The sequence below is a fragment of the Gracilibacillus timonensis genome, assembly GCF_900086715.1.
GTDB classification, from domain to species: domain Bacteria; phylum Bacillota; class Bacilli; order Bacillales; family Amphibacillaceae; genus Gracilibacillus; species Gracilibacillus timonensis.
Map to the genome: position 1 here is coordinate 376519 of NZ_FLKH01000011.1, position 20265 is coordinate 396783.

Below are 20265 nucleotides of genomic sequence, written 5' to 3' on the forward strand. Positions count from 1 at the left end.
CTAAGTTCATTCCATAAGGTGGTGAACAGATGTCTGATTATATTTTGGAAATGAAAAACATTACCAAGAGCTTTCCTGGTGTGAAGGCTTTGGATCAAGTAAACCTCCAGGTAAAACAAGGCGAAATACATGCCCTGGTTGGTGAAAATGGTGCAGGCAAGTCTACGTTAATGAAGGTATTAAGCGGGGTGTATGCCTCTGGCAGTTATCAAGGTGATATCTATTTTGAAGGAGAAACGTGTCATTTTAAAAATATCAAGCAAAGTGAAGAGCTTGGTATTGTGATTATTCACCAAGAATTAGCGTTAAGTCCTTATCTCTCGATTGCAGAAAATATTTTTCTAGGAAACGAACGCCAATCGAATACGATCATCAAATGGCAAGATACATATGCGGAATCACAAAGGCTGTTAGATCGAGTAGGATTAAAGGATTCTCCTGAAACGATCGTAATGGATATTGGCGTGGGGAAACAGCAATTAGTCGAGATTGCTAAGGCATTATCGAAGAATGTAAAGTTGTTAATTCTGGACGAACCGACAGCGGCTTTGAATGAAACCGATAGTGAAAACTTATTGCAATTATTGTTGGAGCTGAAAGAGCAAGGAATTGCCTCGATTTTGATTTCCCATAAACTAAATGAAGTTTCTCACGTATCGGATTCGATTACCGTATTACGTGACGGGCAGACGATTGAGACATTAGATGCAAGAACAGAGAAGGTATCAGAAGAACGTATTATCAAAGGCATGGTTGGTCGTGAATTAACGAGTCGTTTTCCAGAACGCCACGATAATATTCAAGAAACATTGTTCGAAGTGAAGAATTGGCAGGTCTATCATCCGCAGCATAGTGACCGAAAAATAATAGATAATGTTAATTTTTATGTAAAAAAAGGTGAGGTCGTAGGTATTGCTGGTTTAATGGGTGCCGGTCGCACCGAATTAGCCATGAGTATATTTGGTAAATCTTATGGAAAGCGCATCTCCGGTGATGTCTATAAAAACGGGCAGCGGATCGATGTAAATACCGTCGCACAGGCGATTAAGAATGGGGTTGCCTATGTATCAGAGGACCGTAAGACCTATGGACTGAATCTGATCGATGATATAAAACGCAATATTACATCTGCTAATTTAAAAAGGGTCTCTAAGGCATCTGTAATGGATGAAAATAAAGAACGGATCGAGGCAGAAAGGTTAAAAACAAAATTAAATATCAAGACACCTACACTGGAACAGCTAGCCGGGAACTTGAGTGGCGGTAATCAGCAAAAGGTGGTCTTGAGTAAATGGATGTTCGCCGAGCCTGAAGTACTTCTTTTGGATGAACCAACCAGAGGGGTAGACGTAGGGGCGAAGTTTGAAATTTATACACAGATTAATGAACTTGCCCAGCAAGGAATGGCAGTTGTGGTCATTTCCTCTGAATTGACAGAGATATTAGGTTTATCTGATCGAATGTATGTCATGAATGAAGGTCGTTTCACAGTCGAATTATCGAGAGAAGAAGCTAATCAGGAGAAAATGATGCATTACATGACAGGAAGTGGGGGGACCAATCATGCAAGTAATCGTTAATCTGTTTCGGAATAATATTAGAGAATATGGTATGATCATTGCCCTTATACTGATTACAGGACTTTTTTTTCTGCTAACGGATGGTGTGAATCTAAAGCCGTTGAACCTTACCAATTTAATCTTGCAAAATGGTTTTATTCTGGTGTTGGCAGTAGGGATGGTTTTGGTTATTATTACAGGGAATATTGATCTTTCGGTCGGTTCTGTGGTTGCTTTTATTGGGGCGGTGGCTGGGGTTTTAATTATTAACATGGGTGTCCCGGTTTGGCTGGCGGTAGTCATTGCGATTGTTGCAGGTGCTCTGATCGGCGTATGGCAAGGGTTCTGGATTTCATACGTTGGTATTCCATCTTTTATCGTGACCTTGGCTGGTATGTTGATTTTTCGCGGGCTGACTTTATGGTTGCTGGATGGCAAATCGTTAGCGCCTTTTCCAGAGTCATTCCAGAAGATCAGCAGTGGATTTGTTCCTGATCTCTTTCAAGGTGGCAATATCCACATTTTTACGATGGTGTTGTCCATTGTATTATCGCTGGTGTTAATCTATATGGAATTTAGTAAAAGGAAAAATCAGTTACAATACAATCTCCAAGTGTTGCCGTTATGGGTTAGCATTGTGAAAATTGGTTTATTACTACTGGTGATTAACTGGTTTGCTTATCAGCTGGCCTTGAATAAAGGGATTCCTACCGTTTTAGTGATTGCCTTGGTTCTCATTATGGTGTATACCTTTATTATGAAAAAGACGGTAATGGGTCGCCATATCTATGCAACAGGTGGTAATAAAAAAGCGGCCGATTTGTCTGGCATCAAAACCAAACGAGTAGTGTTTTGGGTATTTGTCAACAATGGTGTACTGGCAGCACTTGCTGGTCTGATGTTTGCGGCACGTCTCAATTCTGCAACACCTGCAGCTGGTAATATGCTAGAGTTGGACGCCATTGCTGCAGTATTTATTGGCGGTGCGTCCATGGCTGGTGGTGTTGGTACGGTGATTGGAGCGATTGTTGGCGGTCTTGTTATGGGGGTTATGAATAATGGTATGTCTCTGATTGGGATCGGTATTGACTGGCAGCAGGCGATTAAAGGCATGGTACTGCTGATCGCTGTAGGATTTGATGTCTATAATAAAAATAAAGGATAAGTGAAAAATAGAGAGCTTGTTAACTAAGCACTATTTTATGATACGATAGACCTATCAATAGACTGGCTTCACATGAGGGGTTAGGGTGGCACTGTCGTCCTGTCGGTAGTCTTTAAGTTGGAGACTTCCAAGGGAGGAGGTGACTTGATTTTCAATACATTTTTGTGTTTTATTTTTGTTGATTAAACAGTTTATTTATCATTGAAGGTTGAATTTCGCAGTTAAAACAAACAAAAACCTCCTTTATTCCTTCGTATCATGGGAATAGAGGGGGGTTTCTGTTTTGGATAGTTAATAAGAGCGAAAATGATTGATTATCGAATCGCTAAATGTTTAGAATAAATTAAGATGTTGTCCATTGTCCACCGTTAACATGCAGTGTCTGCCCCGTTACGAATCGTGAATCGTCAGAAGCGAGATAAACAAAAGTGGGAGCAATTTCAAATGGCTGTCCCTGACGTTGCATGGGGTTTCCGGCTAATGAAACGGCATCTGCGGAGAAACTGGAAGGAATCAATGGTGTCCATATTCGTCCTGGAGCAATGGCGTTCACTCGAATTCCCTGGCTTACAAGATTATTGGCCAAGGCCCGACTGAAGCTGACAATAGCTCCCTTTGTTGCTGAATAATCGATTAATTGATCATATCCTTCATAAGCGACGACAGAAGCCGTATTAATAATTGAACTGCCTGCTTTTAAATAAGGGAGTGCGGCACGTGTAGTATAAAAGTGGGAGTACACATTCACTTTAAATGTGTCATCAAATTGCTCATCTGTAATATCGAGCAGACTTAATTGTTGAAATTGAATGCCAACATGATTACAAAGCACATCTAATTTTCCAAAAGTGTCCACCGTTTTTTCTACAATATCGATACATTGTTGTTTATCCTTTAAATCGCCTGGAAGCTGTAAACACTGCTGTCCAAGCTCTTCAATTCGAGACTTCGTCCTATCTGCATCTTCTTGTTCATCCAAATAAGCGATGGCTACATCTGCCCCTTCTTTGGCAAAGGCAATGGCAGCCGCTGCTCCCATACCGCTGTCCCCTCCAGTAATTAGTGCAATTTTTTCGGCTAGTTTATTACTTCCTTTATCATTCGGATTCTCGATAATGGGTCTGGGCACCATCCATTTTTCTAAACCTGGCTGACGAAATTGACGTTGTTCCGGAACTGTAACCGGCACATCTTGATATTGTGTGATCTGACCATAGTTTGGATACATTGGATAATGGGATCTTGTCGGTTCGTTTTGTTTTTTATGCGTCATGATAATCCTCCTTGAAATAACATGGATGCAATACTTTATGCAAAATAGGCGGATGTAGTGAAACACCATATCGCTGGGATTTGAATAAAGTAGGAGGTAGAAGGAAACAAGGAGGTTAACACCATGCAATATTATTATAACCCCGAAGTGAAATTATTGTTAGTGAATCAATCAAATGAGAAAGTGGGAGTGCGATATGAGGCTGGTCAGCATACATTCCAATTGCCGAAAATAGGACCTAGGCCACCTTATTATACTAATCCGAGATATGGGCAGTATTTTCCTATTATTTAGGGGGAGAGGACACCTAGAACAAAGGAGATCGGTCCACAAATGATAAGCGCACAGCAAGCACAGATGTAGTTCAAGACAAGTTTTTAGAATGGGATGAAAAATGTATATATGTGTGGTTAAGGAGTAAAAATTATTGCAGAGGCAATGGCATCTTGTTAGTAAAAACGTATGAATAGAGATACCCAAGTCATACGTTTTTACTGGTAGTAAGTAATGATCAGAACTATACTTCCGGTGGAGATTATTTGCATTTAGGATTTAATTGTTATTTTTAAAAGGAAAGATTGAAATGACTTGTTCGGTTTCGTTTACCCGACGTAATGCCTCGACGTGGAAATCTAGTGCGGTTAATTGAAGGATATTCTTCCATTGCGTCTCCTCTTCTTCCACCCACTCAGATTCTTGCCCTTCTGCAATCGAGTAGCTTATCTCTGCTTGATTATCCTCATTAATCGTTGCGTGATGAATAGTAATCCAATCTGGGATATCTGACTTCCTTGCCGCATTATGATCACTAACGGTCCGCATTGCTTCTACCGTTTCAGCAAAATCAAGTAGTTATCCGTTTTTATCATGAATGTCCTTGCCACCACTTACCCCGGCTATATATTGATAAGTTCCATTGTCGGTTGGAAAAAGATAGTCTCCTCTATTTTCCTTTGCTTCTACTTTCATGGATTCTATTTCACCAGCTTGTCCGAACATGATGCCTACTTGCTCACCTGTATAAAAACGAAGCAGATCAATTCCGTAAAGAGAACTAATTTGAAATAACATCTCCTGGAAATGTGCTTGCTCCGTTGAGGCCATACTAGAAAATAGTTGTAGAGGCGTGAAAACAAAGGAGGGCTCTGATTCATTGTCTATGGTAATTTCTTGGAGTGTAGATAGTACTTGTTGGGACGTGGCATCACTTTCCACAAGGGAATCCATTAAATTTTTTCCTGGTGAACGATTGGTTTCTGGTCTAGCAATATTTAAAGTAAGAGTATTAGGACTATGTTCATTATTAAAGACGCGTTCGCTTAAGATGAGATAGTATCCATCCTGGCTTTACTCTATTAGGAATGGTGCAACGACCATCTGGGAATGACTAAATTCTTATACAGAAGAAGCTGGTTTTGGTGGTAATAATAGTATGAATTTATTTAATCATTATTCTTTTGGGGCGGTTGTTGCTTGGATGTATATGCATTCGTTAGGAATTCAGCGTGACCCGAAACAACCAGCTGCCGTATATGAATTGAAATCAGATAAATATGTATTTACAGCACCCATTTATAAACCATTGAAAAGTTAACGTGTTTATATTTAAAAAAATGAAAATGAAGGTTGTTCTTAGTGTTCCATTTACTTTCACACCTCCCTTGTTGTAAACTAAAAGCACCATTACGCTAAAACCATCATTAGGGGGAACAAACCATGTCAATGATCAACGAAACACAGCGCGAGGAATTATGGAAAACGCTACAAACCCGCTTTGAAACGAACATGCATCGTCATCAAGGGTTGGAATGGAACGCTATTCAAATAAGGTTAGAGGCTGACGACAACAAACTATGGTCGCTTCATGAGATGGAAAGAACAGGTGGTGAGCCGGATGTTGTTGGCTACGATGAACAAAAAGATGTCTATATGATTTATGATTGTGCCGCAGAAAGCCCTAAAGGCCGGAGAAGTGTTTGCTATGATCATGCAGCACTGGAATCAAGGAAAAAGCATAAACCAGAAAATAGTGCAGTAGGTATGGCGCAGGATATGGGAATTGTCTTGTTGACAGAAGCACAATATCGCCAGTTGCAAGAATTGGAAGAAGTCGATAAGAAGACTTCAAGCTGGGTGCAGACACCATCTGATATTCGAGAACGTGGTGGGGCGCTTTTCTGTGATTACCGTTTTGGACATGTGTTTTTATATCATAATGGGGCAGAATCTTACTATGGTGCCAGAGGATTTCGTGGGGGATTAGAGGTCTAATCGTGTTTTAAACAAGCGCACAACTTATGTCATTGTGCGCTTATGGGCGATAAATCACGTTTTAAAACGTTTGTCGATCCATTATTAACCATTCCTTAAAATGCGGTGTATCCACCATCAACGATAATATCGCTGCCGGTAACGTATTTACAGCTGTCACAGACTAAAAATAACAGTGGCGAAATCAGTTCTTCCGGTTTGGCCATTCGTTTCATTGGAATCAACTCGGACCAAGTGTCTCTTAATGCTTCTGGCGTATTCACCGACATGTTGGTTGCCACATAACCTGGGCTTAGGCTGTTCACCTTAATTCCGTATTCTGCCCATTCAACGGCTAAAGATTTGGTTAAATGAATCAGTGCCGCTTTGGAGGCATTATAGGCAGCCTGCATTTGCGGTATGTTGACAATGGAACCGGACATCGAGGCAATGTTGACGATGTTGCCTTCCGTTCCCTTGTCAACCATTGCTTGTGCCACATATTTGCTTATGACAAATTGTGCATTAACATTTAGATTCATCACCTTGCTGAATTTCTCTGAAGTGGATGTCAGTGATCTCTCGTGAATGCACATGGCAGCATTGTTCACCAATATATCAATTCCACCTGTCTGTGCGAGAATTTGCTGAATCGCCTGTTCTATCTGCTCCTCTTTTGTTATATCTGTCTCGATCCAATGGGCTTCTCCGTTTACCATGGAGATTTCTTCTACTACATGTGTTGCAGAGCTCCTTGAAAGAATAAACACCCTTGCCCCAGCTTGTGCTAAACCAATAGCAAGCACTTGACCAATTCCCATACTTCCGCCTGTAATTACCGCTGTTTTTCCTCACAGACCAAACAACTTTTCCAAATACATGCTCTCACTCCTTTTGTGAATGCGTTTCCAAAAGTGTCTAGTAATAGTATACTAGAATTCGCCTGTTTTGGGGATTTTCCAGCTTGGATCCATCCTTGTCTTGAGTCTGTCATGGAAATAATACTGGCTATTCTAAATGAAATACAAGTTTCAGGTTTGTGGTAACGGGGCTATTATCTGGATTAGTTTTCATAACAGGCTCCATGTATTCCCACCATTTTTGGTTAATGTCCGTTTTCGCTAATTGCTGCCATTTATCCTCGCTTTCTATCTCGATATAGCCGAAGAGTTGATGAGTAGTTTTTTCTAAAAAAATCGAATAATTACGTCCACCATGAGCTTGGATGGCTTCGACCATTTCTGGCCAAATTTCTTCATGTCTTTTTTGATATTCTTCATGCATATCCGGGTATACTTCCATTACAAAGCCTTTTTTGATCATGTTATCTCCTCCTGCTAGTGCTGTTTTCTTTAGAGAATACAGGAATAGGAGGATGATAGGAATAACGTTAATTGCCTATTTTGTGTCCTTTTTTGCGTGTGAAGGAAGAAAAATGGTGATAGTGGAAGGGAATCAGTGGAATGGTAAAAACAGCGCTTTTCCTATCCAAAAATAGTGTTATTGCTTGAAAAGATGGAGAGGGGCATCCTACAATAAACAGCAATTAGCTTGGAATGAATTTGTTTTTAGCATAATGGGAGGAATTTAAATGAGCAAACGTGTAACTCGATTTGTTTTTTTGGCTGTTATCGTTTGTGCAGTGGCATGGCTCACTATCCGATTTATAGGGAATGATCCTAATGAACAAGTAGGCGAGCTGCCTGGAAATACAGCTACAGATGAGGAAGGTCAAATGATGAGTAACCCCGAAGCGGCGCTTGAAGAGGTATTTCGTCAGGCAGAGCAGGGAAAAGTTGCGGATTATCCGTTTGTTGTTGGCGTATCCACTGGGGAGGAAGTGGAAGCCGCTTGGGGAGCTCCTGATCATACTTCGGATACCGATGTTGGGCGTTTTTTGGAGTATTCCGAGCAACAGGCAGATGTGGGAATGACAGAGGATACGGTGACGGATATACGTGCAGCAGGGGAGACGCTTTCTGCAATTGATTTGGAGATGATTCAGTCATATCAACAGCCAGATGATACACGTTATTATCAAGATGAGGATCATGATCAGGTTATTCTGGTTTACGAATTGGATAATGGTTATGTTTTAAAATGGGTGTTGCCAGAGCCGACTGATCAGGAAGCTAACCCGTCGGTAGATCATATTTCATTATCGAAAGAAATGGATGAAACGGAAGAGATGAGTCTAGATGAAAAAATCGGGCAAATGATTTTTAGTGGGGTAGATGGAACGGAAATTACAGAGGCAACCACTGATATGATTCAATCATATCATGTAGGGGGTATCATTCTATTTGGTCCTAATATCGAAAATAGGGAGCAAACGACCGATTTCTTAGATGATATAAAAGGTGCCAATGCAGAAAACGAGTATCCCTTATTGCTTGGGGTGGATGAAGAAGGCGGCAGTGTGACTCGTATGCCTGAAGGAATAAACAGCTTACCGGATAGCCGTTCGATAGGGGCATTGAATGATCCAGATCTATCTTACGAGGTAGGCACTATCCTTGCAGAGCAGATGCGGACATTGGGCTTTAACTTGGATTTTGCCCCCGTGCTTGATGTGGACAGTAATCCCAATAATCCAGTGATTGGTGACCGTTCATTTGGAGACAATCCTGATATCGTCTCGAATTTAGGGATTCAAACGATGAAGGGGATTCAAGAAAATGGAGTGATTTCGGTTGTCAAACATTTCCCTGGTCATGGTGATACAGGTGTGGATTCCCATTTGGAGTTGCCAAAAGTCGATAAAAACCAAGATGAACTAGCGGAATTGGAATTGATTCCGTTTCAGAACGCTATTGCACAAGGAGCAGATATGGTGATGATTGCGCATATCTTACTGCCTCAAATGAAATCCGAGTATCCTGCTTCGATGTCAAAATCAGTTATTACGGATATGCTGCGCGAAGACATAGGTTTTAATGGTGTCGTAGTGACCGATGATCTGACAATGGGGGCGATTACCGATCATTATAGTATAGCAGAAGCAGCGGTTCAGTCCGTCAAGGCAGGTGGAGACTTATTACTGGTTGCCCATCAGCCGGAGCAAATTGCTACTGTGGTGGAAGAGTTAAAGTCAGCAGTTGAAAATGGCGAAATCAGCGAAGAAAGAATCGATCAGAGTGTAGAGCGTATTATTCAGTTAAAAGAAAAGTATCAATTGTCTGACAGCCTCACACCAGAGCATGATATCGAATCGGTTAATGAGCATGTGGAGACAATTAGGGAAGTGATATCTTCCAAGTGACATCAATAGCTCCTAGGATTTTTTGTGTGTTCTGAAATAAGCCGCTTTTCACATAGCCCATTGTTTCGAGAGGTTACATTCGTTATAATAAAAGTTATGTGATAATGCTTGTTTGTAATGGTGCTGTATAGGAGATGGCTGTAGTGTTTAATCGGTTAAAGATGCTTTTTCATATTCCGTATTTTTGGCTTTTTATTATTTGTATGCTATTGGTGGGGACAAGTATATCGATCACTGCCCCATACCTTTCGATATATGGAACAACCGTGATTGGGATGAGTCCATCTGCTTTTGGAGTATTTATGGCCGTTAGTTCTTTCGCTGGAGTGATTGCGAATACGATTATCGCTAACTATTCGGACAATGGTATGAGTCGAAAGTGGTTGATTTTGGCAGCCTTACTCTCTTCCGCTTGTGGTTATACCTCGTATCTTATTTTTGAATCTTTTATCGGATTATTATTGTCTGTTAGTTTTTTTAATGGATTGGGAGCGGCAGCGATGCCGCAAATGTTTGCCTATGCAGATGAGTCGGCTAATGCTAGTAAGTCGCAAGATAAGACTTTTGCCAAATCTACTTTGCGATCTTTATTCTCGCTAGGCTTTCTCATTGGCCCGTTGTTTGGCACGCTACTTCTGGGGGCTTTTAACTATCAGGGGCTCTTTCTAGGGACTAGTTTTATTTTTCTTATCCTTGCTTGCATTGTCTTTCTATTTCTACCTAAACGGAAAGCCTCTGTAAAAAAATCAGTGCACAGTAAGCCAAACCTTTTCTTTTCATCAGAAATGAAAGGAATGATATGGCCATTTATAGCATTTACGCTGTTATTTGCTGTTAACTCTGTTAACGGTATCAATACACCGTTGCTTATTATCAATGAATTACAGGGTACACCTGCCAATGTCGGGGTAATGGTTGCTTTATGTGCTGGTTTGGAGATTCCTCTTATGCTGACATTTGGGGCACTAAGCACAAGAATCTCCAATCAATGGATTACGCTTATTGGCTGTGCTGCTGCTTTGCTGTACTACAGTATTTTGGCATTGTCTACTGATACATGGCAATTAATCGGAGCACAGATTTTTCAAGCCACCTTTGTCGCTGTGGTGATGGGGAATGGCTTAAGTTATTTTTCCAATCTATTACCCCATTCGGCTGGTGTTGCTGCGACAATGTATGCCAATGCTTCTACCTTAGGAAGATTGGGAGGCAACTTATTAGCAGGGTTTGGTGCTACATTGGTTGGCTTTCGTTACATAAATTGGTTTTGTCTGGTGGTATTAGTGACCTCTATCTTTCTTCTATTCAAAAAAGATAAACGTTAGAATATGGTCTGTTTAGAATACAGTGGTTACGGGAATTGCCTAATATAATGACACCTATTAACATAGAAAGGGAGATGTCCATTGAAAGAAATTACTGCTATTTTACAACGTTTAAATGAACGTGAGCCATTACCGCGACTTTTACCGGAGCAAGTATGGGATGATCAGTTGAGTGAAGAAATTAATACGTTAGCCGCAGAGGAGATTCGCCCGGAAGGAGAAGCACCACCTTCTCCGCAGACCGTGGAAGCGGTGCGCAGCAGTCTGCTGTTGTTAAATGATGACTTGTATAGCTCTCATACGATTTCACAAAGCCTGGATAATCCATTAGGCTCTTATTTGCATGGCGTTATGCATCGACGGGAAGGGGATTTCCCCAATGCAAAATACTGGTTTCGTAAGGCGGGAGAGCACCCGATCCATGCCCTGTTATATGACGAAGGACGGAAAATGGATGCAGATTTAGAGCAACGAGGGACGTGGGATCCAGCTGCGATGGTTGATGAAGTAGAAGAAGTACATCGGAACGGTGCAGAAGATAGCGATAAAGGCATGGCATTGCGAAAACTGCAAATGTTAGAGATGCAAATGCTCATTGGTTTTAGTGTTGGCAGTGAGTAGGTAGGCATGGGATAGAGTACCTCTTTAGCTGGGATGGCTTAAAGAGGTTTTTTTCTATTCGCGAATGAATACTGAAACCTTTCCCTGGTAGCTTGCGTATATGGTTAAGAGGTTATATGGAAGAAGGAGGAGAAAGCGGTGTTGCACTTGTTTAAACGCTGGAGACGCCAGAAGTCGATCAAAAAAGTAAAGCAAGGGGATGGGCATGCGCTCAAACCGTACCGTTTTTATGAAGTTTTATATCGTTCATTATTCTACATAACGCTGCCTGAAGCGGATGGCAGCAGTCATACGTATACTATCGATATCAATTATTTCAGTGAAGAACCTTCGGCTGATCTGTATCGTGATGGTAAGCATCATGCTTTCTCTGGCCTTCCAGCCATTTTTCCTGTTCCAGGAGGTGTGATCGAAGTGGCGACGACCACCTATGGTGCGAAACGCATGCATTATGTGGCCGATGACGAGAGCGGGGAAGAGGTGTTAACCCCCGATCGTCGTTCAGCAGAAGGGCTAAGGTTAAGATTTGATGCCCGTTTTCCCAAGGTCAGTTCGCTGATTGGCTTAATGGCAGTTATCGTCTTGTTGCTATCCCTTGTCATTGGTTTGCCTCAGTTAATTTCCTTGATTTCGCATATCCCGTATATTGCTGAGCGCTGGGGCATTTTCGAAGCGCCTTTCTTCCTGCCTGATTGGCTGAATATAAGTCTGCTAGTTGCAGCGACCATCGCCGCATTGGAACGTGCCTTAATGTTGCGAAATCATTGGTTAATAGATATGGAGACTAATTGGTGGGATGAGTAGTTCCCATCATTTGTCTGTTTGCAGGGTATGGAATTTAATGTAACCTATTATATGAAATAAAAGCATAAGATTGCTTTTTTCAAAAAACCGCTTACGTATCATGGAGAAATGAAATAATGGATGAATCGAAGGATATTCGTTGGAAACAAAAATTTGAAAACTTTGAGAGATCATTCAAACTCCTAGAAAAATACGCTGCTACTCCCATATCGACGGAATTGGAACGAGCAGGCATTATTCAATTTTTTGAAACAACTTTCGAATTAGCATGGAAGGTATTAAAGGATTATTTAGAAGCAGAGGGAATCATGGTTAAAAGCCCAAGAGAATCGATTAAGCAAGCGTTCCATGTTGAAATAATTGAAAACGGCTATCTGTGGATGGAAGCATTGTCCAAGCGATATTTAATCGCAAATACCTATGATCAAGAATTGACAGAAAAACTAGTGAGAGAAATACAAGAAAAATTTTTGCCTATGCTTAGAAAACTATATCTTACATTACTAAAGGAAGTATCATAATGTTTGGTTTATTGGAAAGTGATATTCGTGAAATAAATAATACATTGCAAAGTTTTAGTGAAATTGAGCATGGAATCATTTTTGGAAATCGAGCAATGGTTAACTACAAAAGAGGGTCTGAATAGATCTTGCCATTAAAGGAACAAGCATTAAGCCCAATACGCTATATGAATTATTTGATTTACTGAATGAGGGATGTTCTCTGCTCTATTTTTTGACTTGATTCACTATGAGGCGACCTCTAACCCAAACTTAAAAACTCATATTGATATAGAAGGTAAAATAATTTATAAGTGTGATGAAAAAAAGTTGATAAACGAAGTAGAGATATTATAGAGTATAATCACTGTGAAAAGTGATGAAAAGCATTAATCTTAATAGTTTTTTAAGCCTCTTTGATTGGCTTAACGCTTTTCGATATTACTGTTAAAATCAGAAAAAGATATGATTACCTAAATGTAATAGGAACCATATCTTTTTCTTGCGTGTTACTATTCCTTCATCAACAAAACATCAAAAGGCGCAAGCTCATGTTGGTCCTTAATTGTTTGATTCGTTAAGTAGTCTGTTTGGCCAGCAAACATTTCAGGAATTTGCACATCCTCGTTTGTAAAATTAATGATAAAGGTGAACGTAGACTCTTTTCCTTCCCGTGAGATGATTTCTAGTTTTGTATCGGGAACCTGCCTCTCGATCTCTGTATGACTCACCACTTCATTTAGCAGCGTTGCTAAAAGAGAATCATCCAATTCTGTTCCAAAGTAATACACCTTTCCGTCTTGATAGTCATTGACCGTTACAGCTGGTGTCCCTTTGTAAAAGTTGGAATCATAGCTGGCTAATGCTTCTGCGGTTTCCAAATGGATAATATCACTAACAAGTGTGCCAATACCGGTTTGACCGTCTTTCCATGCGATTTGATTACTCTGTTCAGGTGCTAAAGCGTCAATTTCTTCTACCCAAATGCCACAAAGCTCGCGGAGAGGGCCTGGATAGCCGCCAAGATAGACATTATCGGATTGGTCCACGAGTCCGCTCATAAAGCCGGTAACGAGAACACCGCCATTGGCGACATACTTCTCGATATTTTCTGCTACTCCCTCTTTTACCATATACAACACAGGTGCTAGTACCAATTGGTAATCCGAAAAATCGTCGTCGATGGAGACCAAATCAACAGGAATATTTCGGTAATAAAAATATTGATAGATGTGATGAATTTGGTCAACATACGTTAAGTCTTTGTTCGGACCACTAGTATATTCCAAGGCCCAGTAGTTATCCCAATCAAAGATTAGGGCTACTTTACTTTTGATATTAGTCGCAAGCAGCTCTTTTCCTATCGCTTCAAGTTCTTCACCGATTTGTTTAACCTCGCGGAATACACGGGTATTGGTGGTGCCGCTATGGGCAATTACTGCTCCGTGGAACTTCTCACAGGCCCCAATCGAACGACGCAATTGGAAATATTGAATCGTATTGGCGCCATGGGCAATTGTTTGATAGCTTTGTGCACGTAGTTGCCCAGGCTTCTTCAATGAATTATATGGCTGCCAATTTTGTTGACTCGGGGTTTGTTCCATCAACATAAAAGGTTGTTTCTTTAAGCCACGCATTAAATCATGACGTAGCGCTACTTCACTCCATGGTGTGTCATAAGCAGGATAGCTGTCCCAAGAAACAATATCCATTTCTTTGGCCCATTTAAAATAATCTAAGTAACGGTACGTACCCATTAAATTCGTTGTGATCGGTGTATCCTTATCCCATTCTCTAATGGCATCCCGCTCCATCTTGAAGTTCTCCAGCATACTATCTGAATTAAATCGGCGGTAATCAATCGAGATACCAGCAAAAGCGGTATTTTCATAAGAGATACCTTCGCTTAAGGCGTTAGGCAGGACGATCTCATCCCACTCATAGACCGTGTGTCCCCAAAATTCCAGGTTCCAGGCCTTGTTCAGTGCCTCAATCGTTCCATATTTATCTTTTAGCCAGACGCGAAAGGCCTTTTCACAATTTTCACAGAAACATTCTCCACCATATTCATTATTAATATGCCAATAGGCGAGCTGCGGATTATCACCATAACGCTCTGCCAGCTTGGAGGCTAGTCGCCTGGCGAATTTTTGATAAATCGGACTATTCGGACAAGCGTTATGACGTTGTCCAAATTTGTGATGTCGTCCTTCAAAATCGGTTCTGCCTACTTCGGGATATTTCTTGAACATCCAAGCGGGCAGTGCCGCAGTGGAGGTAGCTAACACAATTTGGTATTTTTCTCTTGTCAGCATATCCATGATATCATCTAACTCGGAAAAATCATATTCATGTTCGGAAGGTTGGATTTTTGCCCATGAGAATACATTGACCGTGGCGCTGTTAATTCGAGCGTCTTTAAAATAGACCATATCTTCTTTCCATGTGGCACGATCCCATTGATTAGGGTTGTAATCCCCACCATATAGGAAATGTTGTATTTCTTTCATTTATTATCACCCTATCTTTTGTTATGATAGTATTATTATAAAAGAGTGAAAGCGCTATTTGTATAAATAAATGAAAGAGTTTATATGAATTTAAGAAACCGAGGTGACAGTATGCCTATTTTTTTTCAAGTAACCAGCAGTTCCTTGCCGATTGCGATCGCTAGTATTGGGAATCAGTGGGAGCAAGAAAGCATTGTTCGGCCTGATGGCTACCCTCATTTTCACTGGCTGCAGACAGAAGCAGGCTATGGGGAAATCAGTATAGATGGAAAAATCATTCGATTGCCAAAAGGTAAAGGGGTGCTGATCCGCCCTTTTGTGCCTCATTATTATTATGCAAATCAAGGATGGCTAACTAAGTTTGTCACTTTCAATGGTACGTTGAGTGATCATTTGGTGAATATGGTAGGGAAGGGGCATTATATAACGGATGAGTATACGGGTGCTTTCCCTTTTGGAGCTTGGATTGACAGAGTGATTGCTCAGCATATGTCTGGCGATAAAAATCCATTAGAGTTATCCACTTCTGCTTATGCCTTTTTGTTGAACTTAAGTCAAAAAGATCGTATCACCGAGTATAGTGACGATCCTTTGTATCTTCACTATATTTCACCTACGCTTCGCACCTTGAAACACAACTATGACAGACCATTGACACTAGCAGGTTTGGCAGATGATTTGTTTGTCAGTCCACAATATCTGTCAAGAATTTTCAAAAGGTTTATGGGGGAAACCGTAATCTCCTATCTGCAAGCCTATCGAGTCAATAAGGCCAAGGAATTGTTGATTAATCATCCTTCCTTAAAAATTCAAGAGATTTCCGATCTGACTGGATTTTCAGATGCCAGTTATTTTGTCGCTTTTTTTAAAAAGACAACGAAATACACCCCGTTACAGTTCAGAAGATTATATCTGAATCGACATTTGCAGTGAGGGGTGGGCATACAGCACTTCACCGCACCATGATCACATTTATTTTTCCTTAGAATCGTGCTATACTATATGTAATAAATCAATCCGTTAGGCAGATGATGCGAGTGAGTATGATCCACCAACCCCACGACAAGATATTCAAAGTGACATTTGAAGATATTGAAGTAGCCACTGATTTTGTCCATCATTATTTACCCAAAGAAATATTGAACATCGTAGATACGGAAACATTAGCGATAAAGAAAGATAGCTTCATTCAAGCAGAACTAAAAGATTCGTATTCTGACCTGTTATTCGATGTAGAAATCGATAATCAAAAAGGTTATCTTTACTTCCTTTTTGAGCATAAGAGTTATCAGGCACCAGATATTGCTTTTCAACTTTTGGCGTATATGCTTCAAATTTGGAGCCAACATATTATCAACGATAAAGCAACCAACTTGCCGATCATTATTCCCATCCTTTTCTACCATGGAGAGCGAAAGTGGGAAAGAGCCAGAAAAATAAGTGACTGGATTTCCGGTTACGATCGTTTTTCGACTAGTATCCAGAAGTACGTTCCGGATTACGATTTTGTTTTCTGTGATTTTTCCTTTGATGGTAATGAAGTAGCAGAAGGGAATCCCAAATTGCGAGCATATTTGGAATTATCCAGACACATTTTCATCAAGGATATGGAATTATTGATGAATGTGATCATTACAATCGAGGATCTCTTAAATGAATACGATCCATCTTATTTTGACACGATTATGATTTATTTATTAAGTGTGCGCGATGATTTGCCGATTGACACGCTAAAAGAACAGCTAACAATAGAAGGGAGGAAACGACTCATGTCTATTGCTGAACAATTGAGAGAAGAAGGCGAGAAACGAGGTAAAAAAAGAGGTAGGAAGGAAGAAAAATTAAAAGTAGCCAAAAAGTTACTACTATTAAATATGGATGAAACACAAATTATGGAAGCGACGGATTTGACCATGGAAGAAATCGAACAAATCAAAAAAGAAATAAAATAATAAAAGGCATTCACAGATCCATGTGAATGCCTTTTGCAAATGAGAAAAATTAGTCAAATACTAACCAGAACCAACGATAGTATTCCCTTATACAAGCTGTTACATCACTCTAAATGAATCTAGTTCATAACCAAACCGCAGTGAAAACTATAAACTCTCTTTCCGATTAAACAAATAAACACTCCCCGCCAGCAGCAATATCGAAGTACCAACTAAAAGGACAAGATTGATGATCAGATCAGTGGAGATTTGTTCTTGGTAGAGCATTTCTTGAATTAGATTGGATAAATTATTGTAAAACCAAGGCATTTTATGTTGGAAAATGCTATTGATAATCGATAATATGATGAAGGTGATCACCGTTAAACCACAGCTCAAGACTTGCGAGCGCAGCAGGGAAGCGAATACCATCGTTACACTGATAACAAATACAAACCAAATCGTAAAAAAGCAAATCGCGAGTATGGTATAAAGGAGGCTTAGCGCTCCAAATAACAAGTCTACATAATACCAACTTATCAGTAATCCAATAATAGTGGCAATGGCAAATACGAATATTTTCGCCAGCCATTTTGCCCCTAAATAGTTGATGGTTTTTACTGGCTTCACCAATATAAGCTCGAGCACGCCGCTCTTTCGTTCCCCGCTTACGGTCGATAATGTTAACAAAATCGCAATCAGGACGCCGAACATACTGAGCTGACTAAGGCTCATCATAAAGGCATCAACGGGGAGGACATCTGGCATTTCAAAAGTCGCTCCTTCCGGCATTCCGCCAACTTTTTCTAGAATAATCGGCAAGTAATAGGTAGTGATCGGATCCATAATGCTCAGCACAATAAAAACAATAGGAATCCAAATTAGGCTGTAATTTCGCGTATGCATGAGTAGTTCTTTTTTAAAGACGGTTTTAATTTGTCTCATGGCCGATCACCTCCATAAACATTTCTTCCAGTGACGTCTGATGAACAGAGAAATAATCCAATGACCAGCCTTGTTCGAGGGTGAGCTGAAGGATTGCTTTTTTTACTGTCTCAACATCGGTAACTTCAACGACAAGGTGACCCTTTTGTTCATGTACCTCCGTCACTTCACTAATCGACTTTATTTGGATCTGCAGTTCTTGCGAAGCCTCGGTAAAATGCAGATCAATGACCTGCCGCTGATATTTCTTACGTAAAGTTTCCAATGTCCCTTGTTCTACAACACGCCCTTGATTCATCACAATCAAGCTATCGCTGATTTCTTCTGCATCGGATAAAATATGGGTGGAAAAGAGAATGGTCGTCTCTGTTTTTAGTTCTTCTAATGAATTAAGCAGATCGCGTCTGCCAACAGGATCGAGTGAGGAGACTGGCTCATCAAGCAACAGGAATCTTGGCTGGTGAATCATTGCTTGGGCAATCCCTAAGCGTTGTCGCATCCCACCTGAATAGGTGTTAATCCGCTTATTGGCAGCTTCTGCAATGCCGGTTTTCTCCAGTAACCTGTCTGCTCGTGTGGCTGCCTCTTCTTTCGATAGATAACTTAGTTCACCTACATAAATCAGAAATTCGCGTCCAGACATCCATCCGTGGAAATGTGGATATTGTGGTAGGTATCCAATATAGCGGCGTAGGTCTTCATTTTCTCTAATCTCATCAAAGCGGATCGTGCCTGCAGTTGGTTTGATTAAGCCGCTAATCATACGCAGGGTAGTGGTTTTACCTGCGCCGTTTGGCCCCAATAGGGCGTAGGTCTGACCTGGTGCCAATTCTAGATTTAATCGATGGACAGCTTGTTTCTGTCCATATGTTTTGTTTAATTGGTCAATGATCAGTGTCATTTAATCCTGCCTCCTTCCGAAAATGAAGAATAAAATGGGGCCTAGGGTGTTTAATAGGATAATGGCGAAGAACCAGGCCCATTCATTCCCTTTCAGGGTGTTATTTTGCCTTGCTTTAAACCAGGCGACAAGTGCAATAACCATCAAGATAAACTGGATAATCACAAATGGTGCCAATATTTGAATCAATTCTCGTACATCCGGCTCATTCATTGATACTCCTCCTTCTGTTCTTGCCTATATATCACATAGGAATAAACGGTTAGGATAAGGGCGATTAGTAGTGCTCCGATGATAATAAAATATACGGCTATGTTAAGATCAATAAACGGAATGATAAAGAAACTAAGTCCTGCTAATATAAACAAACGAGAGCCTAAGCGGTTGGTTTTTTGCCACACCTTTTCGCTGGATAATGTCCAAGGTGTCCGTATTCCCATCAACCAATTGGATTTGACTGCTTGCATGTAGTTTCCCATGACGATAAAGAGGGCTCCTACAGCTAACGGAACAATAATCTCCACATTCCAATCCATGCCTAAACTTTGTACAACTACTAATACATTGACGAAAACCAGTAGTAACATTGTGGCATAGATAACAACTCGATAAGCCCTGGACTGAAGTAAATATCCTTTTCGTTTGGGGTCTAGTTTAGGTATCCATACAAACATTACATAGATGAGGATGAGCAGTCCCATGTTTATCAGTACTCCAATCGATTTTGGTGCAGACCAGGTCACCGAACCATCTGTTCCCCAATGCATGGGAAGATCGTTCGGCAAGTATGGGTAACTAATAAGCCACATCCCTAAAGTGGCGATTATGAGTGCGATAGCTCCTAAATGTTTATACATTGTGATCATCTCCTTTGTGCGTAAATGTCATCGCCCAACTAATCAGCTCTTGAAAAACCGTGATGTTGAGATGGTAATAGATAAACTGTCCTTTTTTCTCATCATCGACCAAACCAGCCTGTTTTAATAAGCGTAAATGTTGCGAGATACTCGGTTTGGACATGTCAAACTGGTCGGCAATTTCGCCGGCTGTTAAATCTCCTTTTTTGAGCAGGTCAAGAATTTCACGCCGAGTTGGGTCTGCTAAGGCTTTAAATGCTTCTTTCATAAGAAAGTGATTCCTTTCTTCATTTAAGTATTTAAGTAATTAACTAAATAATAAATTAAAAAAGAATGATTGTCAATGAGTTTAGCTTTTTCAC

The 20265-nt window shown here is 40.5% G+C and carries 24 protein-coding genes and 1 pseudogene; 14 read left to right on the forward strand and 11 right to left on the reverse strand.

Annotated elements, in window-relative coordinates:
- Positions 1-29: 29 nt before the first annotated feature.
- Positions 30-1580 carry a multiple monosaccharide ABC transporter ATP-binding protein gene (mmsA, locus tag BN6556_RS09100; protein ID WP_066190039.1) on the forward strand — a complete coding sequence of 517 codons (1551 nt, stop codon included), beginning with the start codon at positions 30-32 and terminating at the stop codon, positions 1578-1580.
- The gene (mmsB, locus tag BN6556_RS09105) at positions 1564-2724 is read left to right on the forward strand and encodes a multiple monosaccharide ABC transporter permease (RefSeq protein ID WP_066190041.1); all 1161 of its coding nucleotides are present in this window, start codon (positions 1564-1566) and stop codon (positions 2722-2724) included. Before mmsA ends, mmsB begins: the two co-directional genes overlap by 17 nt.
- Positions 2725-3067: 343 nt before the next feature.
- Here mmsB and BN6556_RS09110 read toward each other — a convergent pair whose 3' ends face one another.
- Entirely contained in the window at positions 3068-3997 is a 930-nt protein-coding gene (locus tag BN6556_RS09110; protein WP_066190044.1) for an SDR family oxidoreductase, read from the reverse strand.
- 123 nt (positions 3998-4120) lie between these two features.
- Between BN6556_RS09110 and BN6556_RS22290 the strand changes: the two genes are divergently transcribed.
- Positions 4121-4291 (forward strand): hypothetical protein, encoded by a 171-nt coding sequence (locus BN6556_RS22290; protein WP_162840594.1) that lies wholly within the window; start codon positions 4121-4123, stop codon positions 4289-4291.
- A gap of 258 nt (positions 4292-4549) precedes the next feature.
- Here BN6556_RS22290 and BN6556_RS09115 read toward each other — a convergent pair whose 3' ends face one another.
- Both BN6556_RS09115 and BN6556_RS09120 read right to left on the reverse strand, forming a co-directional pair.
- Positions 4550-4819, reverse strand: a complete 270-nt coding sequence (locus BN6556_RS09115) for a hypothetical protein (RefSeq protein WP_066190048.1) — start codon at positions 4817-4819, stop codon at positions 4550-4552.
- 30 nt (positions 4820-4849) lie between these two features.
- On the reverse strand, positions 4850-5224 hold the full coding sequence (locus BN6556_RS09120; protein ID WP_066190051.1) for a hypothetical protein: 375 nt from the start codon (positions 5222-5224) through the stop codon (positions 4850-4852).
- Positions 5225-5330: 106 nt separating this feature from the next.
- On the opposite strand from BN6556_RS09120, the pseudogene BN6556_RS22740 reads away from it, so the two are divergent.
- From BN6556_RS22740 to BN6556_RS09125, 3 genes and pseudogenes are all read left to right on the forward strand, one after another.
- Positions 5331-5384: pseudogene (locus BN6556_RS22740) on the forward strand (alpha-L-rhamnosidase-related protein); the annotation flags it as partial.
- Between the two features lie 45 nt (positions 5385-5429).
- Entirely contained in the window at positions 5430-5591 is a 162-nt protein-coding gene (locus BN6556_RS22395) for a hypothetical protein (protein ID WP_205410318.1), read from the forward strand.
- Positions 5592-5713: 122 nt separating this feature from the next.
- The gene (locus BN6556_RS09125) at positions 5714-6268 is read left to right on the forward strand and encodes a DUF4256 domain-containing protein (RefSeq protein ID WP_066190053.1); all 555 of its coding nucleotides are present in this window, start codon (positions 5714-5716) and stop codon (positions 6266-6268) included.
- 95 nt (positions 6269-6363) lie between these two features.
- Here the strand turns inward: BN6556_RS09125 and BN6556_RS09130 are convergent, their stop codons facing one another.
- Both BN6556_RS09130 and rhaM read right to left on the reverse strand, forming a co-directional pair.
- Entirely contained in the window at positions 6364-7083 is a 720-nt protein-coding gene (locus BN6556_RS09130; protein ID WP_262361299.1) for an SDR family oxidoreductase, read from the reverse strand.
- Positions 7084-7255: 172 nt separating this feature from the next.
- Positions 7256-7570 (reverse strand): L-rhamnose mutarotase, encoded by a 315-nt coding sequence (gene rhaM, locus BN6556_RS09135; protein WP_066190055.1) that lies wholly within the window; start codon positions 7568-7570, stop codon positions 7256-7258.
- Between the two features lie 268 nt (positions 7571-7838).
- On the opposite strand from rhaM, the gene nagZ reads away from it, so the two are divergent.
- The 6 genes from nagZ (at position 7839) to BN6556_RS22620 (ending at position 12905) form a co-directional block, all read left to right on the forward strand.
- Positions 7839-9509, forward strand: coding sequence for a beta-N-acetylhexosaminidase (nagZ, locus tag BN6556_RS09140; protein WP_066190057.1), 1671 nt, complete (start codon positions 7839-7841; stop codon positions 9507-9509).
- 143 nt (positions 9510-9652) lie between these two features.
- Positions 9653-10834 (forward strand): sugar efflux transporter, encoded by a 1182-nt coding sequence (locus BN6556_RS09145; protein WP_066190060.1) that lies wholly within the window; start codon positions 9653-9655, stop codon positions 10832-10834.
- Positions 10835-10915: 81 nt separating this feature from the next.
- Entirely contained in the window at positions 10916-11455 is a 540-nt protein-coding gene (locus tag BN6556_RS09150) for a hypothetical protein (protein WP_066190063.1), read from the forward strand.
- Between the two features lie 138 nt (positions 11456-11593).
- Positions 11594-12259, forward strand: a complete 666-nt coding sequence (locus BN6556_RS09155) for a hypothetical protein (protein WP_078060006.1) — start codon at positions 11594-11596, stop codon at positions 12257-12259.
- A 116-nt stretch (positions 12260-12375) separates the two neighbouring features.
- On the forward strand, positions 12376-12780 hold the full coding sequence (locus BN6556_RS09160) for an HI0074 family nucleotidyltransferase substrate-binding subunit (RefSeq protein ID WP_066190065.1): 405 nt from the start codon (positions 12376-12378) through the stop codon (positions 12778-12780).
- Positions 12780-12905 (forward strand): hypothetical protein, encoded by a 126-nt coding sequence (locus tag BN6556_RS22620; protein ID WP_262361287.1) that lies wholly within the window; start codon positions 12780-12782, stop codon positions 12903-12905. The genes BN6556_RS09160 and BN6556_RS22620 overlap by 1 nt, the downstream gene beginning before the upstream one ends.
- Before the next feature lie 366 nt (positions 12906-13271).
- On the opposite strand, the gene BN6556_RS09170 is transcribed toward BN6556_RS22620, so the two are convergent.
- A complete protein-coding gene (locus BN6556_RS09170) occupies positions 13272-15269 on the reverse strand; it encodes a beta-galactosidase (RefSeq protein ID WP_066190070.1) in 1998 nt (665 codons plus the stop codon).
- 84 nt (positions 15270-15353) lie between these two features.
- Between BN6556_RS09170 and BN6556_RS09175 the strand changes: the two genes are divergently transcribed.
- On the forward strand, positions 15354-16202 hold the full coding sequence (locus BN6556_RS09175; RefSeq protein ID WP_078060007.1) for an AraC family transcriptional regulator: 849 nt from the start codon (positions 15354-15356) through the stop codon (positions 16200-16202).
- 110 nt (positions 16203-16312) lie between these two features.
- On the forward strand, positions 16313-17221 hold the full coding sequence (locus BN6556_RS09180) for an Rpn family recombination-promoting nuclease/putative transposase (RefSeq protein WP_235817499.1): 909 nt from the start codon (positions 16313-16315) through the stop codon (positions 17219-17221).
- Between the two features lie 147 nt (positions 17222-17368).
- Here the strand turns inward: BN6556_RS09180 and BN6556_RS09185 are convergent, their stop codons facing one another.
- Genes BN6556_RS09185 through BN6556_RS09205 form a run of 5 tightly spaced genes read right to left on the reverse strand, consistent with a single transcriptional unit; the run spans position 17369 to position 20171 of the window.
- The gene (locus BN6556_RS09185) at positions 17369-18145 is read right to left on the reverse strand and encodes an ABC transporter permease (protein ID WP_066190077.1); all 777 of its coding nucleotides are present in this window, start codon (positions 18143-18145) and stop codon (positions 17369-17371) included.
- Positions 18132-19046, reverse strand: a complete 915-nt coding sequence (locus tag BN6556_RS09190) for an ABC transporter ATP-binding protein (RefSeq protein WP_066190079.1) — start codon at positions 19044-19046, stop codon at positions 18132-18134. Before BN6556_RS09190 ends, BN6556_RS09185 begins: the two co-directional genes overlap by 14 nt.
- A complete protein-coding gene (locus tag BN6556_RS09195) occupies positions 19047-19259 on the reverse strand; it encodes a PLDc N-terminal domain-containing protein (protein ID WP_066190082.1) in 213 nt (70 codons plus the stop codon).
- Complete coding sequence (locus BN6556_RS09200) at positions 19256-19903, reverse strand: SdpI family protein (RefSeq protein ID WP_066190085.1); 648 nt, start codon at positions 19901-19903, stop codon at positions 19256-19258. The genes BN6556_RS09195 and BN6556_RS09200 overlap by 4 nt, the downstream gene beginning before the upstream one ends.
- Entirely contained in the window at positions 19896-20171 is a 276-nt protein-coding gene (locus BN6556_RS09205; RefSeq protein WP_066190088.1) for an autorepressor SdpR family transcription factor, read from the reverse strand. Before BN6556_RS09205 ends, BN6556_RS09200 begins: the two co-directional genes overlap by 8 nt.
- Between the last annotated feature and the right edge of the window lie 94 nt (positions 20172-20265).

What these genes read in the sequence shown, in the direction of transcription:
- mmsA (WP_066190039.1), top strand. Translation starts at nt 30, where the DNA reads ATGTCTGATTATATTTTGGAAATGAAAAACATTACCAAGAGCTTTCCT.
- mmsB (WP_066190041.1), top strand. Translation starts at nt 1,564, where the DNA reads ATGCAAGTAATCGTTAATCTGTTTCGGAATAATATTAGAGAATATGGT.
- BN6556_RS09110 (WP_066190044.1), bottom strand. Translation starts at nt 3,997, where the DNA reads ATGACGCATAAAAAACAAAACGAACCGACAAGATCCCATTATCCAATG.
- BN6556_RS22290 (WP_162840594.1), top strand. Translation starts at nt 4,121, where the DNA reads ATGCAATATTATTATAACCCCGAAGTGAAATTATTGTTAGTGAATCAA.
- BN6556_RS09115 (WP_066190048.1), bottom strand. Translation starts at nt 4,819, where the DNA reads ATGCGGACCGTTAGTGATCATAATGCGGCAAGGAAGTCAGATATCCCA.
- BN6556_RS09120 (WP_066190051.1), bottom strand. Translation starts at nt 5,224, where the DNA reads ATGGATTCCCTTGTGGAAAGTGATGCCACGTCCCAACAAGTACTATCT.
- BN6556_RS22395 (WP_205410318.1), top strand. Translation starts at nt 5,430, where the DNA reads ATGAATTTATTTAATCATTATTCTTTTGGGGCGGTTGTTGCTTGGATG.
- BN6556_RS09125 (WP_066190053.1), top strand. Translation starts at nt 5,714, where the DNA reads ATGTCAATGATCAACGAAACACAGCGCGAGGAATTATGGAAAACGCTA.
- rhaM (WP_066190055.1), bottom strand. Translation starts at nt 7,570, where the DNA reads ATGATCAAAAAAGGCTTTGTAATGGAAGTATACCCGGATATGCATGAA.
- nagZ (WP_066190057.1), top strand. Translation starts at nt 7,839, where the DNA reads ATGAGCAAACGTGTAACTCGATTTGTTTTTTTGGCTGTTATCGTTTGT.
- BN6556_RS09160 (WP_066190065.1), top strand. Translation starts at nt 12,376, where the DNA reads ATGGATGAATCGAAGGATATTCGTTGGAAACAAAAATTTGAAAACTTT.
- BN6556_RS22620 (WP_262361287.1), top strand. Translation starts at nt 12,780, where the DNA reads ATGTTTGGTTTATTGGAAAGTGATATTCGTGAAATAAATAATACATTG.
- BN6556_RS09170 (WP_066190070.1), bottom strand. Translation starts at nt 15,269, where the DNA reads ATGAAAGAAATACAACATTTCCTATATGGTGGGGATTACAACCCTAAT.
- BN6556_RS09175 (WP_078060007.1), top strand. Translation starts at nt 15,354, where the DNA reads ATGAATTTAAGAAACCGAGGTGACAGTATGCCTATTTTTTTTCAAGTA.
- BN6556_RS09180 (WP_235817499.1), top strand. Translation starts at nt 16,313, where the DNA reads ATGATCCACCAACCCCACGACAAGATATTCAAAGTGACATTTGAAGAT.
- BN6556_RS09185 (WP_066190077.1), bottom strand. Translation starts at nt 18,145, where the DNA reads ATGAGACAAATTAAAACCGTCTTTAAAAAAGAACTACTCATGCATACG.
- BN6556_RS09190 (WP_066190079.1), bottom strand. Translation starts at nt 19,046, where the DNA reads ATGACACTGATCATTGACCAATTAAACAAAACATATGGACAGAAACAA.
- BN6556_RS09195 (WP_066190082.1), bottom strand. Translation starts at nt 19,259, where the DNA reads ATGAATGAGCCGGATGTACGAGAATTGATTCAAATATTGGCACCATTT.
- BN6556_RS09200 (WP_066190085.1), bottom strand. Translation starts at nt 19,903, where the DNA reads ATGTATAAACATTTAGGAGCTATCGCACTCATAATCGCCACTTTAGGG.
- BN6556_RS09205 (WP_066190088.1), bottom strand. Translation starts at nt 20,171, where the DNA reads ATGAAAGAAGCATTTAAAGCCTTAGCAGACCCAACTCGGCGTGAAATT.